Raw genomic sequence first — 12418 nt, forward strand, 5'->3', positions numbered from 1 at the left:
CGCCGTGTAGGGCGGCGTCTGCTCGGGGTCGATGCCAATCACCAGCCCGATGTGGCGCGTGAAAGGCACCAGTCCGGCGACCAGCGTCAGCGGCTCGAAGGCATCCGGCACGCAGGGCAGCAGCGCGGCTGCGAAACCATCAGCTTCGAGGCTTTGCAGGGCGGCGAGCGCCGCGCGCCAGTCCTGCAGCGCCTGCGCAGGCAGTCGGGCGTGGCGGTGAGGGGCAACGGGTTGATGCATGGAGGCTTCAGCGCGCGCCGGCACTCAGATCCACGAACCGGTCCACCTCGATCTTGTTGCGCATCAGGCGGTTGTCCAGCAGGAAGCCGACCGAGCGCGCAAGCTCTGTGCGGACTTCGGCATCTACCGAAGGCACCCATTCGGAGCGCGAGAACGCGCGCAGCGTCTGCTCGAGCGTGAGCCCGAAGCCCGCGGCCAGGGCCTTGGCAGAGGCTTCCGGCTGCGCTCGCAGCGCCTGCGCACCGCGTTCCACGGCGCGCAGGTAGGCTTTCACATAGTCGGGCCGGTTCTTGAGGATGGTCGCCGAGGCGATGATCGGGTTGAGGTTGTTCTTGAGTCCCTTGCCGTCGCGCAGCACGCGGGCCTTGCCTTCGTATTCGAGCCGGGTGAACACCGGGTCCCAGGCGAGGGCGGCGTCGATGTCTCCCTTGAGCAGCGCGGTGCCCATGTCCTGCAGCCCGAGGTTGATGAACTCCACGTCCGAGAGCTTGAGTCCGGCCTCGGCCAGGATCAGCACCAGCAACTCGTGTACGTTGCCGCCGCGCAGCGTGGCGACCTTCTTGCCGCGCAGTTCCTGCACGCGGCGGTAGGACGCGTCGGCGCGCACGAGCAGGGCCTGCGCGCCGCCTCCCTTGTACGCCAGTCCGATCAACCGGTCGTCGATACCCGAGGCGTGGCCCACGAGGGCCGGTGTGTCGCCGAGCGCAGCGATGTCGATATTGCCGGATGCGAATGCTTCGTTGACCGGCGGGCCGCCGGCGAACTGCGTCCAGGTCACTTTCGCGTCGGCGTGGCCGAGGTGGCGCAGCTCCTCCTCCACCCAGCCGTTCTGGCGGGCCAGCAGGATGGCCGAGTACGGCACGAAGGGCATGATGCCGATGCGCAGCTCGTTGGCAGGCTGCGCGTGGGCCATCGTGGACTTGGCGCTGGCGGACAGCGCCAGGGCGGAGAGGGTGCGAAGGAAGGTACGGCGCATGGCGGTGTTCTCGTGCTTTGGGTCATTAGGAAGAGGCCGGAGTGGGCGGAACCGTCGCCGTGGCGGCTTCGGCGCGGGGGGTGAAGAAACGTTGGTAAATATCTGCGCGTATGGCGGCGAATGCGGGATGTGCCCGATCGCGCGGACGTGGCAGTTCTATGGGGAATGCGGCGATCACGCGGCCGGGGTGGCTGGACAGCACGGCGATGCGGTCGCCGAGGTAGAGCGCCTCCTCGATGTCGTGCGTGACGAGCACTGTGGTGATGCGCTCCCGTTCGTGGATCCGCAGCAGCGCGTCCTGCAGTTGTATGCGGGTGAGTGCGTCGAGCGCGCCGAAAGGCTCGTCCATCAGCAGCACGCGAGGCCGGTGCACCAGCGCACGCGCGATTGCCACGCGCTGGGCCATGCCGCCCGAGAGCTGGTACGGATAGGCGCTCTCGAAGGCTTGCAAGCCGACCAGTGCAAGGGCGTTGGCGATGGCATTCCCGCGTTCCTGCGGGAGGGCCCGGTGCAGGGCCAGCTCCAGGTTCTGCCGCACGGTCATCCAGGGCACGAGGCGGTGGTCCTGGAAGACGATGCCGCGGTCCAGCCCCGGCTGGCCGATGGGCTGGCCGTCGAGACTGGCCTGGCCCGCGTGGCGCGTTTCCAGGCCGGCGAGGATGCGCAGCAGCGTGCTCTTGCCGCAGCCGCTGGCGCCGATGATGCAGCTCACCTCGCCCGCGGCGAGGTCGAGGCTCACGTCTTGCAGCGCCTGCACGCGGCTGCGCTCGCGGGATTCGAACGTGACGCCGATATGGCGAAGCGAGATGCCGAATGGCGTGGTGTGGGGGTCGGACATCACAGCGCCTCGAACTGTGGCCGCCAGCGCACCAGGCGCTGTTCGGCGTGGCGCAGCAGGTCGTCGGTGAGCTTGCCCAGCACGCCCATGAGCGCCATGCCCGCAACGACCAGGTCGGCCTGAGACATGGCGCGGCCGTCCATGATGAGAAAGCCCACGCCGCGCGAGGCGGCGATCAGCTCGGCCGCGACCACGCACATCCAGGCCATGGCCAGCCCGAGGCGTAGCCCGCTCATGATCTGCGGCAACGATCCCGGCAGCATGATGCGGCGGATGAACAAGCCGCGCGGCAGCTCCAGCACGCGCGCCAGTTCGACGAAGCGGCCGTCGGTCTGCCGTACCGCGTCCACGGAGCTCACCAGGATGGGGAAGAACGCGCCCAGGGCGATGATGAAGATTTTGGCGCCCTCGTCGATCCCAAACCAGAGGATGGCCAGCGGTATCCATGCGATCGGCGGCACGGGCTTGAGGATCTGGATCAGCAGGTCCACGAATCCGTCGAGCCGCCGGTAGGCGCCCATGGCGATGCCTAGGGCAAGAGCCGCCGCCGCCGCGATGGCGAAGCCCTGGAGCACCCGCGCCGCGCTTGCTTCTACGTGGCGCTGCAGATCGCCTTCGCGCAGTAGGTGCCAGAGCGTGTCGGCCACGGCGGCGGGGGAGGGTAGCAGCGCCGGGTTGGCCCAACCCGCGCTGCACAGCGCCTGCCAGATGCCGAGCAGAAGGACGACGAGGCCGAAGCGTCCCGAGTGCCGGACCAGCCATTGGCCGGCGGTGTGCAGCGGCGTCTGGTTGGCCCCTGCGCTCAAGGGCGTGGTGGTGGAGGCATGGGTGGTCATGCCGAAAATTCTAGGAAGGACTACTTTGTCTGCATGCGCTGTTTTTTTATAAGCAATCACAAAAAACACATAAATGAATACAAACAAACGTACAAAACTGAAGACAAAAAGGTTTTAAGTTCATGAGAGGAAAAATGTCCGTCCCGGTGGCTGCGTCGGGGGTTCTAGAATCTGCATGGAATAGGTCCGACACAGTGCGGCCCGTGCTTGAGCAGAGGAGAAAGGTCGGGTTGACGATGTCAGATGTTTCGGAAGCGGTTGACGTGCAGTCGATCGAGCGGGTGCTGCGCGAGCGCATCAGTTCGCGGACGATTCCGCCGGGCAGCAAGCTCAAGGAGATGGAGCTTGCCGCGGAGTTCAACGTCTCGCGCGCACAGGTGCGCGAGGTGTTCGCCGCGCTTGCGTTGCGCGGGCTGATCGAGCGCATCCCGAACAAGGGCGCGGTCGTGGTTCAGCTGGGCTTCGGGCAGGTCGCCGAGATTTTTGCCGTGCGCGAGGTGCTGGAAGGCATGTGTGCGCGGCTGGCGGCGAAAAATTCCACCCCATCGGACTGGGAGCGCCACGCGAAGGCGCTCGAGGAGGATATGCCGCGCCTGCTGGCGCACAGCGACTTCGCAGGCTTTCTCGCGTGCTACGAGGCCTTCCGGCAGGACATCATCGTCCATGCCCGCAACGCCACGCTGGCGGACATGCTCGACAGCATCCGCGACAAGATCCGCTATCTGGCGCGCCGCATCGTCATCCTGCCGGGCCGTGCCGAACAGGCATTACAGGAGCACCGCGCCGTGCTGGGGGCGTTGCGCGCCGGCGACGGCGTCCAGGCGGAGCGGCTGCGCATGGCGAACATGCGCAGCGGCTTCGAGTGGTTCGAGCGCTACCGCGACTTCATTCTGTAGCCCGCACCCTGCGGCCTCGCGTCGTCCCAGGCCGCGACAATCGTCCGCGTGACCCAGCCTCCGCCTCCACCATCGACCTTGCGCCGCATCGCGCACGTGGGCATGCATGCGTTCTCCGCCTCCGTTGAGCTGCTGCGCTAAAGTGTGTTGCCAATCGTGAGATTATCGGCGTTGATGGGTCTGAGCCACGAAACCTGAGAACCAATGGGACGCTGCTACGCACTCAGAGACGACTAATGGGAGCGCAGCAAGGACCTGCGGCCCGGGCGAGCCGGTCTGATCGGAGCGCCGGCGCGCGACAGCCGCCTGTTCATCGATGCGGTGCTGTACCTTTACCGTGCCGACATCCTTTGGCGCGACCGGCCCGAGCGCTTTGTGGACTTTCGAGTGGTGCACCTGCGCCACATGCGCTGGAGCAGGAGCGGCGTGTGGGAGCGCGTCTTCAAGGCCTTGGCGCAGCAAGCGAACAAGGAATAAGCCATGATTGACGCCACTATCGTGCGAGCTCACCAGCACAGCGCCGGAACAAAAGGGGGGCGCCAGCTCAAGCAATAGGAGGCAGCCGAGGTGGCCTGAGCACGAAGATCCACGCCAGCTTGGACGCGGTGGGCAATCCCACAGGATCTTAGCTGACACCAGGGCAGGCATCTGATCAGGAAGGTGCTGATGTGTTGCTGGCGGGCAGCGTCGCCCAAGCAGTCATTGCCGACAAGGCCTACGACGTCCGCGATCGCGTGGTGCGGCCTTCGGCGGAATCGGGCAAGGGCGTTGTCATTCCGTACGCACCCGCAAGACCCAGCGTGGCTATGACCCGCATTTGTACAAGGCCCGACACCTGATCGAGAACTTCTTTGTCTGCCTCAAGGAGTACCGCGCCCTTGCCACGCGCTGGGACAAAACCGCCGTGACCGGGGGCTTCCTGACCTTTTCTTTTCCGATGCTTTCCACTTCAGGCGCGTGCGGGGCTTACAGCTTCTTCTAGTCCTTCTGTAGATGGCTGCGGAAGCACTCGTCAGGCTGCATCTGCGTTTGCGGACTGCTCAACGTGAGTGTTTTCACCCCGCTGCTTGGCGTAGCCGCTGGTACGGCGGTGCAGGCTCCGGCCCTTTTTGGATGAAGGCTGCTTGAAGGCTCTCCCTGCGTGCTAGGCGGCGGCCACCACCTGGTGGCGCGCTAGCTCCAGCAAGTGCGAATCGACCAGATACGCGATGGCCGCTCCCCATGAGCGCTGGTGTCCACGATCAGGAACTCGAACTCGGCAGGCCAGATGGCCTTTGAGGCCACTGGCCTACCGCGGACGTGCCGCGCTAAGGTCAATGTCGACTCGTTTGAATCTCTTGCTCCGGTGCTTGTGGATGGTTACCTTTGCACCTCGCTCACCATTCGCACTACTTGCGCGGCTAAACGTATTTCCCGGTCAGCCCTCCATCAATCAGCAGCTCGGTGCCCGTGACATAACTGGCCGCGTCCGAGGCAAGAAAGGCGCAGGCGTTCGCCACCTCCCACGGCGTGCCCATGCGTTGCAGCGGCACCTGCCGCGCACGTGCAGCCTTGGCCTCTTCCAGGCTATCGGAAAACACATGCGCCACATTGGCAGCCACACGTGGCGTGTCGATCAGGCCTGGTACTACCGTGTTGGCGCGAATGCCGTGGGGCGCGTACTGCTGCGCAATCATCCGCGTCATGTGGATAACTGCTGCCTTGGTCGTGCAATAAGCCAAGTGCGGGTAGCCAAGGTAGCGCAGACCGGCCACAGAGGCGATCGAGATGATCGCGCCAGCGCCACGCTCCACCATGCCGGGTAGCACTGCTTGGCAACTCAGCATGAGGCTTTTGACGTTGACCGCGTGAATACGATCCAGATCTTCGGCGCTGGTCTCCATGGGCCCACCTGTCTTGCCGATGCCTACGTTGTGATGGAGCACGTCCAGCGGTGCATGACGCGCGGCCAAGGTGCGGAAGGTATCAACAATGTCTTCCTCGCGCGCCATGTCGGTCTGATAGGCATAGGCTGCGCCGCCTTCCTCTGTGATGAGTCGAACTGTCTCCTGTGCGGAGGAAAGGTCACGATCGAGTACGCACACTGTAGCGCCCAGACGAGCATAGGTCACGCACGAGGCCCGGCCGATACTCCAGCCAGGAGCCACTGATCCGCCACCCGCGACGGCTACTGTCTTACCAGTGAGATCCCAAGGTGCGTTGGGTGTATGTCCGGTAGTGCCGCTCATGACGCCAGCCCGACTGTCATTCCACCGCACACATAGATGACCTGGCCCGTGGTAAAGCCCGCGCGCGTGTCTAGCAGGGACGCCACGATGTGGGCAACCTCTGAGGGCGAGCCCATACGGCGCAGCGGAATCGCCTCCAGAATGCGCTCCGTCGCGGGCGCTCCAGGCGGATTAACGCTGGTAAACAGCTCGGTGGCGATCGGGCCGGGGCCTACGGCATTCACAGTGATACCGTGCACACCGGCTTCCAACGCAAGTGCCTTGGTAAAGCCGTGCAGGGCTGCCTTGCTCGACGCATAGGCGATGCGCTCGGTCTTACCCAGAGCGGCTCGGCTGGAGATATTGACGATTCGCCCGTTCATCGCAGCACTCATGCCCGGCATGAGCGCCTGAGCGCAAAGCACCGAGGCCGTGAGGTTCACGTCCATCACGGCGCGCAGGTCATCGGTAGTGACCCGCTCGATGGGCTGGGGTCGCACGATGCCGGCGTTGTTTACCAGGCGTGTGATCGGCCCGCTTGCCAGCGCTTGGTTGAGAGCTTGGCACAACGCAGCCTCGTCGCTGACATCGACACACAGATACTGCTCGCCATAAGCCAGTCGCTCTGGCGGCTGCTGGTCGAAGTTGACGACCTGATAGCCGTCATCGATTAAGCGGTCCACAACGGCCCGGCCAATACCGCGACTGCCGCCGGTGACTAAAGCACGGATGTCCATGTCACGCCTCCGTGGCTGCGCCAGGGCTGACGAAGGGAATGGCATGTTCCACCGTGTCCCAGATGAAGCGCCCCGACGGATCGCGTTGTTCCTCCACGATGTGGGCCACCAGTCCTGCCGCGCGCGAGATCACGGCAAAGCCGCGCATGATGGCTGTAGGTACCTCGATCTCGCCAAGCAACGCTGCGACCGCGCCTGTGGCGTTGATAGTGATGGCGCGCCCGGCGACTTCGTCCACTGCTTTCGAGAGCGTTTCAAGCGCACGGATGCGGTTGCCGTGCAGTTCTGGCTCTGCGCGACCCAGCTCAAGCAGCTTGTATGCCCGAGGATCGACCGGCTTGTGCAGGTGGTGACCGAAGCCGGGCACAGGTGATTTCAGCGCCTTGTAGTGGCGCGCAATCTCTAGTGCTTCGGCGTGCGCATCGGGCGCAGCAATGATGCGATCGAGTAGACCCGAGCAGTTCTCCATAGTACCGACAAAGGAACTGCCCACGGCGAGCAGGCCGGCTGACACCGCGCCTTGCAGGTTCTCGGGCGCGCTCATGTAGATCAGGCGTGTTGCAATGGCGCTGGGTGTGAGGCCGTGCTCCATCAGGACGATGAGCACCACGTCAGTGACGCGGAGGTCCACCGGGCGCGCCTTGCGGCCCAATATCTGCATGAGCATCACTTCCGTGAAGGTTGTCTTGCCCATCAGATCGGCCACCAGATTGGCGTTGCCGTAGGTCAGGCTGGTGAGGGTGTGCGTGCACAGGCTGGTGGTGGGTGTCTTCTTGGTGGTGGTCATAGGAGGCGTCAAATCAAAGTTGTCCAGTAAGTGCCATGTCGCGCACGGCGTTCTTCAATACCTTGCCCACAGGCGATCGGGGCAGGTCGTTCACGAAATGGATTCGCTTGGGCGTTTGCACGGGCCCCAGGCGTTCACGTACAAAGGCAGCCAGTTCGGCCTCGCTGGCCTGTTGGCCTGGGCGCAGTTGGACTGCGGCGTTTACGCTCTCTCCCCATTTGTCGTCGGGGATTCCAAATACGGTGGACTCATGCACGGCGGGATGCTGCGATAGTGCGTTTTCCACCTCGATGGGGTAGACGTTGAACCCTCCCGTGATGACCAGGTCCTTGAGCCGGTCCTTCAAGTAGAGGTAGCCGCGCGCATCAAACAGACCGCGGTCACCAGTGTGAAGCCAGCCATCTACCAGGGTTTCGGCGGTCTTCTCAGGCAACTTCCAGTAGCCCGTCATCACCAAAGGCCCACGGGCAACGACCTCGCCCACTTCTCCTGGCGGCAGCAGCGTGCCATCCGGGGCCATGATGGCCACATCGCTGTACCAGGTGCAACGCCCCACGGCGGCCCAGTTGGCTTCGTCCTCGAAATCCTCGGGGCGCATTACAGTCAGGATCTGCGGCGCTTCTGTCTGCCCGTAAGTCGTTCCCAGAACGGGTCCAAAAAACGCGCGCACTTCGCGAATCTTCTCGGGCGGCATAGGAGCTCCACCGTAGATCAGGCGCTTGAGCTGCGGAAAGTCGGCACGCGTAACACCCTCGATCGCCATCAGCATGTACACCAGCGTGGGCGGCATGAAGCACACGGTGCCGCCGCGGTACTTGAACGCGTCGCGCACGGCTGATGCACCCGCACCATTCATGATGACGTGGCAACCGCCCTGGGCCAGGATTGGCAACACGTAGGTGGATGTTCCATGCGTGATGGGCGCGGCCATCACATAGCGATCGTTTTCGTCGAACGACCAAGCGTGGATCTGGTTGACGATGTTGGCCATCCAGGCGCGATAGGGCTGCATCACGCCCTTGGGTGCACCTGTAGTTCCACCCGTGAACTTGATGGCCTGCGTGGCGTCGCCGTCCAGGTCCAGCGTTGGCGGAGGGGCATCGGCGTGGGCTTGCACCAGGAAATCCAAGGTTGTGCCTCCAGCGTCTGCAGCACCTATTAGGATTCGCTGAGCGCGCTCATCGGTTACCAACGCCGCGTAGCCCACCTCAACGAACAGGATGCTGGCATCGATGGTGTCGGTAATGCGGCGGATTTCCGAGGACGTGCTCTTGGGGTTCAAGGGCACCCATACCTTGCCGCAGGCCAACACGGCCAGCAGGACAATAATGTGCTCTGCGCTATTGCTCGCGCAGATGCCCACACGCGACTGCGGTGCGGGATCGCACTGCACCAGCCCGGCGGCCACCGCACGCACCCGCCGGGCCAAGGCCCGATAGGTGATGCGCTCGGTTGGCGTGTCGATGGCAATGCGGTCGGGCCAGCGCTGCGCTGCGCGCCAGAAGAAATCAATGGGATACATAGTTCACGGATTAATTAATCTGCCTTGGCGCCCGAGGCCTTGACCACCTCGTTCCAATTCTTGAGTTCGCTGGCGACAAACTTGCGCATGTCATCGGAGGACCCGGGGGAGGCCGTGGCCACCAAGTCCACCAGGCGTTGCTTGACGGCGGGGTCACTCAGTGCCGTGTTGAGTGCGGCGTTCAAGCGTTTGATCACCGGAGCGGGTGTTCCGGTGGGTGCCGACATACCGAACCAAGACTGCACCTCGAATCCTGGGAAGCCCGACTCGGCGACTGTGGGCACGTCGGGTAGCAAGGACGAGCGTTCCTTGCTGGTAATGGCCAGCGCACGCAGCTTGCCAGCCTTTACATGCGGCATGGCCGAGGGCGAGTTGTCGAACATCGACTGCACTTGACCGCCCAACAGATCTGTCACGGCGGGCGCGCTGCCACGGTAGGGCACGTGCAGCATGTTCAGCCCGGTTTTCATCTTGAACATCTCGCCCGAGAGGTGGATGGACGAGCCACTGCCCGAGGATGCAAACGTGATCCCGTCCTTCGACTCTTTGGCGTACTTGATATATTCCTGCACAGATTGCACGGGCAGGCTGGGGTTGACTACAAGCAGGTTCGGGATCTTGGCAATCAGCCCGATTGGCTCGAAATCTTTGACCGGGTCGTAGCCAAGTTTGTTGTACAAGGTGGCATTGATGGTGTTGGCGATCGTGAACACATACAGTGTGTAGCCGTCAGCGGGAGAGCGCGCTACCAGCTCGGCGCCTACGTTGCTATTGGCACCGGTGCGGTTGTCCACGAGAACCGACTGGCCCAATTCGGTCCCCATGCGGGCAGCTACCAAGCGCGCCACTACGTCGGTAGCGCCGCCCGCGGCATAGCCCACGACCAGCTTGATGGGCTTGGTCGGCCAGTTCGGCTCATTGGCAAAAACTGGGGCTGCCAGGGTGGCGTGCAGGGCGGCCACCATGCCCAGGCAAATCGTTCTGCGGCTGACGTGCGGCTTCATTTTTGTCTCCTTGACGGTAAATTTGTGGTCTGCGAATGGCTCAACCCCTTAGTGCATCACCCTGGGTTGATGGCCATTGTTTCAACGGAACCAGTAAACGAATGACTAAAAACGTCCGCTTTACGGACAAAAATACCTCTAGAAAACCCTTGTCGACCGAGGACTGCCAAACCTTGAGCCGCGGGCTGGAGGTCATGGATACGATCCTTGCAGGCCCCCAGGAGGGGTTGCGCGTGGTCGCGTTGTGCCGCAAGACCGGACTGGAGCGAGCGACCGTCTATCGGCTACTGCATTCGCTGCAGGCGGCGCGATACGTCAGCGTTTTGTCACGCTTTCATTACGGCCCAGGCGAGCGCTGGAAAGCGTTGGTGCCACTTACCAAGCAGCGCGAAGACCTGGCCGAACGGCTGACTCCCGTGTTGGCCAGCGTGAGTGCGGGGTGCGGCGACGCAGCCTTTGCAGTAGTACGCGACGGGGGACTGTCGCATTGCATTGCGCGGCACGTAGGCAACTACCCGGTCCAGGTGCTTGTGATTCAGGTGGGAACGCGCCAGCCGCTGGGCGTGGGGGCTGCCGGGTTGGCACTGCTATCGGCGCTCGAAGATCGCGAAGTAGAGGCTGCGATTGAGGTGAATGCGCCCACACTGGCGCTGTATGGCGGCATGACGCAGGATCGGTTGAGAGCATTGGTAGCCGCCACGCGCGAGCGTGGCTGGTCCGTGGTGGGCAATCACGCCACGCGAGGTGTTCTTGCGGTGGGGTTGGCGGTGTACGACAGTGCTGGAGATGTAGTTGCCGGCATCAGTGTTGCCACAACCGAGGCGCGTATGCCTAAAGAGCGCCAGCGGAAGATCCTGCAACTGATTCGCAAAGCACTGAGAGGCAACGGGTTTGTGGCCTATTGATGCCGATGGCAAGCCAAAATGGCCTACTCGGCAACGATCCGTCTCAAAGCTGCCTCGGGTCAGGGGGCGATGAACTGCGGTCAATGCTCTTTTTTGCGTTTCCCGTAGCTCAATCAGCCGCTGCCGCAACCCTTAAGAGGCTCAGATGCTATAGCCAACTGCGGGGAGAGATGTGAGAGCCATGCCGGCCTCCACCACCACAGCACGCGCTCAACTGACATAGCTTCATTCGTGCCAAACCACCGGTTGATAAAGCAAAAATGCGATAACTTGTTCCGTAAGCAGACGGCGGCGGTCAATTTGATGTGAGACCGTTGATTTCTCGTCAAGAAGTGGCGATCCGATAGGAACCCTCTTTGTGCGAACTACAAATAGAGAAATTTCGAAATTTTTCTATCGCTGCCGAGGCGTAATTTATAGCCGCTTAACAATATCTAGTTCGAAACTCTGTAAGAATTTTTCTTGCTCATCGGTTTGGACATAAGCCGGATTGATGTTGCGAAGCCTTGCAATCGCTTCTTCTGAACTCAGTCCCCCCTCACGGATAAGCCAAGCCGCTAGGATGGTACCCGTGCGGCCAATCCCGGCACGGCAGTGAACCGCGATAACATGGCCCTGATCGAGTAACAGTTGCATTCGTCGAACGAGCATATACGCTTGAGATATGCTTGGCGCTTCTCTGTCGAAAATCGGCAAATGAATGTTACGCAGTTGGTTGCGTAGCAGTGCTTCTTCATCAATGTCTCTTTCCGTTAGAGTCACCAGATGCGAAATTCCTAGGGTTGAGAGCAACTGCATGTCGTAGTCGATAGGGGCCATTGCGCCCGGCTCGCCGCAACCCGCCAGTTTGCCAGGAATAATCCAGTGAAAGCCATGTGGGCCTCTGTATTCCGAGAGTATGGCTAGACCGACCATTGAAGCAGTTTCGACCCCTCGGTTAGAAAGAGGTGGCGGTGCCACCATAGGAGGGCAGACGTTCTGCTGAACTGACGTGGTTGGAAAAAATGGTGGCGTGAGCGTAGGCGGTGACGCATGTGCTGGCACTGATGGTTCATCAAATTCTGTCAGTGCATTTAATGCAGCTTCGGGTAACGGCATGGGAGGCACTGCAGAGGGATCTAGTTCTTCGATCCTTACTCCCGGGGAGGCGATTGACAGGCTCCCGCTGTGCACAAATTGTGCAACCCAACCGTTCGCGGGGTGCGTGAAAAACCGGGGATTAGGTTCGTGCGCGAGTATTACCCCACCGCCCAAAAGAATTATGCGATCGGCCAGCCGGCGTGCTTGGCCTTGGTGATGCAGTACCACCATTAGTCGTGAATTTTCCGCAAGGGACCGGAGCCATTCAACCAGCCACATTGCTACATCGGCTTGAAGTCCATACGTAGGCTCATCGATCATCAATAGCGGGGGCTTTGCCAGTGCATGAGACAAGATATTCATGGCGCGCTGTACGTGCAAAGGCAGTTC

General features: G+C 62.2%; 12 protein-coding genes and 1 pseudogene. 3 read left to right on the top strand and 10 right to left on the bottom strand.

The window, feature by feature from the left end; genetic code table 11:
- From ACDELDRAFT_RS13450 to ACDELDRAFT_RS13465, 4 genes are all read right to left on the bottom strand, one after another.
- On the bottom strand, positions 1 to 240 hold a 240-nt coding region (locus ACDELDRAFT_RS13450), incomplete at its 3' end, for an LLM class flavin-dependent oxidoreductase (RefSeq protein ID WP_005797654.1).
- 7 nt (positions 241 to 247) lie between these two features.
- Positions 248 to 1216: an aliphatic sulfonate ABC transporter substrate-binding protein gene (locus ACDELDRAFT_RS13455; protein ID WP_005797655.1), complete on the bottom strand. Its 969-nt coding sequence runs from the start codon at positions 1214 to 1216 to the stop codon at positions 248 to 250.
- 25 nt (positions 1217 to 1241) lie between these two features.
- Positions 1242 to 2054 (bottom strand): ABC transporter ATP-binding protein, encoded by an 813-nt coding sequence (locus ACDELDRAFT_RS13460; RefSeq protein ID WP_005797656.1) that lies wholly within the window; start codon positions 2052 to 2054, stop codon positions 1242 to 1244.
- Complete coding sequence (locus ACDELDRAFT_RS13465) at positions 2054 to 2890, bottom strand: ABC transporter permease (protein ID WP_005797657.1); 837 nt, start codon at positions 2888 to 2890, stop codon at positions 2054 to 2056. The genes ACDELDRAFT_RS13460 and ACDELDRAFT_RS13465 overlap by 1 nt, the downstream gene beginning before the upstream one ends.
- 263 nt (positions 2891 to 3153) lie before the next feature.
- Here ACDELDRAFT_RS13465 and ACDELDRAFT_RS13470 point away from each other — a divergent pair, with 263 nt between their 5' ends.
- Positions 3154 to 3786, top strand: coding sequence for a GntR family transcriptional regulator (locus ACDELDRAFT_RS13470; RefSeq protein WP_198403247.1), 633 nt, complete (start codon positions 3154 to 3156; stop codon positions 3784 to 3786).
- Positions 3787 to 4041: 255 nt separating this feature from the next.
- Positions 4042 to 4768, top strand: a pseudogene (locus tag ACDELDRAFT_RS24150) (IS5 family transposase).
- A gap of 418 nt (positions 4769 to 5186) precedes the next feature.
- On the opposite strand, the gene ACDELDRAFT_RS13485 reads toward ACDELDRAFT_RS24150, so the two are convergent.
- The 5 genes from ACDELDRAFT_RS13485 to ACDELDRAFT_RS13505 are packed head-to-tail and all read right to left on the bottom strand — an operon-like array spanning position 5187 to position 10043.
- Positions 5187 to 6014: an SDR family NAD(P)-dependent oxidoreductase gene (locus ACDELDRAFT_RS13485; RefSeq protein ID WP_005797661.1), complete on the bottom strand. Its 828-nt coding sequence runs from the start codon at positions 6012 to 6014 to the stop codon at positions 5187 to 5189.
- Entirely contained in the window at positions 6011 to 6730 is a 720-nt protein-coding gene (locus ACDELDRAFT_RS13490) for an SDR family oxidoreductase (protein ID WP_005797662.1), read from the bottom strand. The genes ACDELDRAFT_RS13485 and ACDELDRAFT_RS13490 overlap by 4 nt, the downstream gene beginning before the upstream one ends.
- 1 nt (position 6731) lies before the next feature.
- Positions 6732 to 7517, bottom strand: a complete 786-nt coding sequence (locus tag ACDELDRAFT_RS13495; RefSeq protein WP_005797663.1) for a citryl-CoA lyase — start codon at positions 7515 to 7517, stop codon at positions 6732 to 6734.
- Positions 7518 to 7530: 13 nt separating this feature from the next.
- Positions 7531 to 9039 carry a class I adenylate-forming enzyme family protein gene (locus ACDELDRAFT_RS13500; RefSeq protein WP_005797664.1) on the bottom strand — a complete coding sequence of 503 codons (1509 nt, stop codon included), beginning with the start codon at positions 9037 to 9039 and terminating at the stop codon, positions 7531 to 7533.
- Between the two features lie 14 nt (positions 9040 to 9053).
- Entirely contained in the window at positions 9054 to 10043 is a 990-nt protein-coding gene (locus ACDELDRAFT_RS13505; protein ID WP_005797665.1) for a Bug family tripartite tricarboxylate transporter substrate binding protein, read from the bottom strand.
- A 101-nt stretch (positions 10044 to 10144) separates the two neighbouring features.
- Here ACDELDRAFT_RS13505 and ACDELDRAFT_RS13510 point away from each other — a divergent pair, with 101 nt between their 5' ends.
- Positions 10145 to 10948 (top strand): IclR family transcriptional regulator, encoded by an 804-nt coding sequence (locus ACDELDRAFT_RS13510; protein WP_005797666.1) that lies wholly within the window; start codon positions 10145 to 10147, stop codon positions 10946 to 10948.
- 414 nt (positions 10949 to 11362) lie between these two features.
- Here the strand turns inward: ACDELDRAFT_RS13510 and ACDELDRAFT_RS25735 are convergent.
- Positions 11363 to 12418 (bottom strand): phosphatase domain-containing putative toxin (locus tag ACDELDRAFT_RS25735; protein ID WP_040329192.1); only part of this gene is annotated, 1056 nt, incomplete at its 5' end.

Source organism: Acidovorax delafieldii 2AN, from assembly GCF_000175235.1.
Classification (GTDB): domain Bacteria; phylum Pseudomonadota; class Gammaproteobacteria; order Burkholderiales; family Burkholderiaceae_C; genus Acidovorax; species Acidovorax delafieldii_B.

What these genes read in the sequence shown, in the direction of transcription:
- ACDELDRAFT_RS13490 (WP_005797662.1), bottom strand. Translation starts at nt 6,730, where the DNA reads ATGGACATCCGTGCTTTAGTCACCGGCGGCAGTCGCGGTATTGGCCGG.
- ACDELDRAFT_RS13500 (WP_005797664.1), bottom strand. Translation starts at nt 9,039, where the DNA reads ATGTATCCCATTGATTTCTTCTGGCGCGCAGCGCAGCGCTGGCCCGAC.
- ACDELDRAFT_RS13505 (WP_005797665.1), bottom strand. Translation starts at nt 10,043, where the DNA reads ATGAAGCCGCACGTCAGCCGCAGAACGATTTGCCTGGGCATGGTGGCC.
- ACDELDRAFT_RS13510 (WP_005797666.1), top strand. Translation starts at nt 10,145, where the DNA reads ATGACTAAAAACGTCCGCTTTACGGACAAAAATACCTCTAGAAAACCC.
- ACDELDRAFT_RS13485 (WP_005797661.1), bottom strand. Translation starts at nt 6,014, where the DNA reads ATGAGCGGCACTACCGGACATACACCCAACGCACCTTGGGATCTCACT.
- ACDELDRAFT_RS13460 (WP_005797656.1), bottom strand. Translation starts at nt 2,054, where the DNA reads ATGTCCGACCCCCACACCACGCCATTCGGCATCTCGCTTCGCCATATC.
- ACDELDRAFT_RS13465 (WP_005797657.1), bottom strand. Translation starts at nt 2,890, where the DNA reads ATGACCACCCATGCCTCCACCACCACGCCCTTGAGCGCAGGGGCCAAC.
- ACDELDRAFT_RS13455 (WP_005797655.1), bottom strand. Translation starts at nt 1,216, where the DNA reads ATGCGCCGTACCTTCCTTCGCACCCTCTCCGCCCTGGCGCTGTCCGCC.
- ACDELDRAFT_RS13495 (WP_005797663.1), bottom strand. Translation starts at nt 7,517, where the DNA reads ATGACCACCACCAAGAAGACACCCACCACCAGCCTGTGCACGCACACC.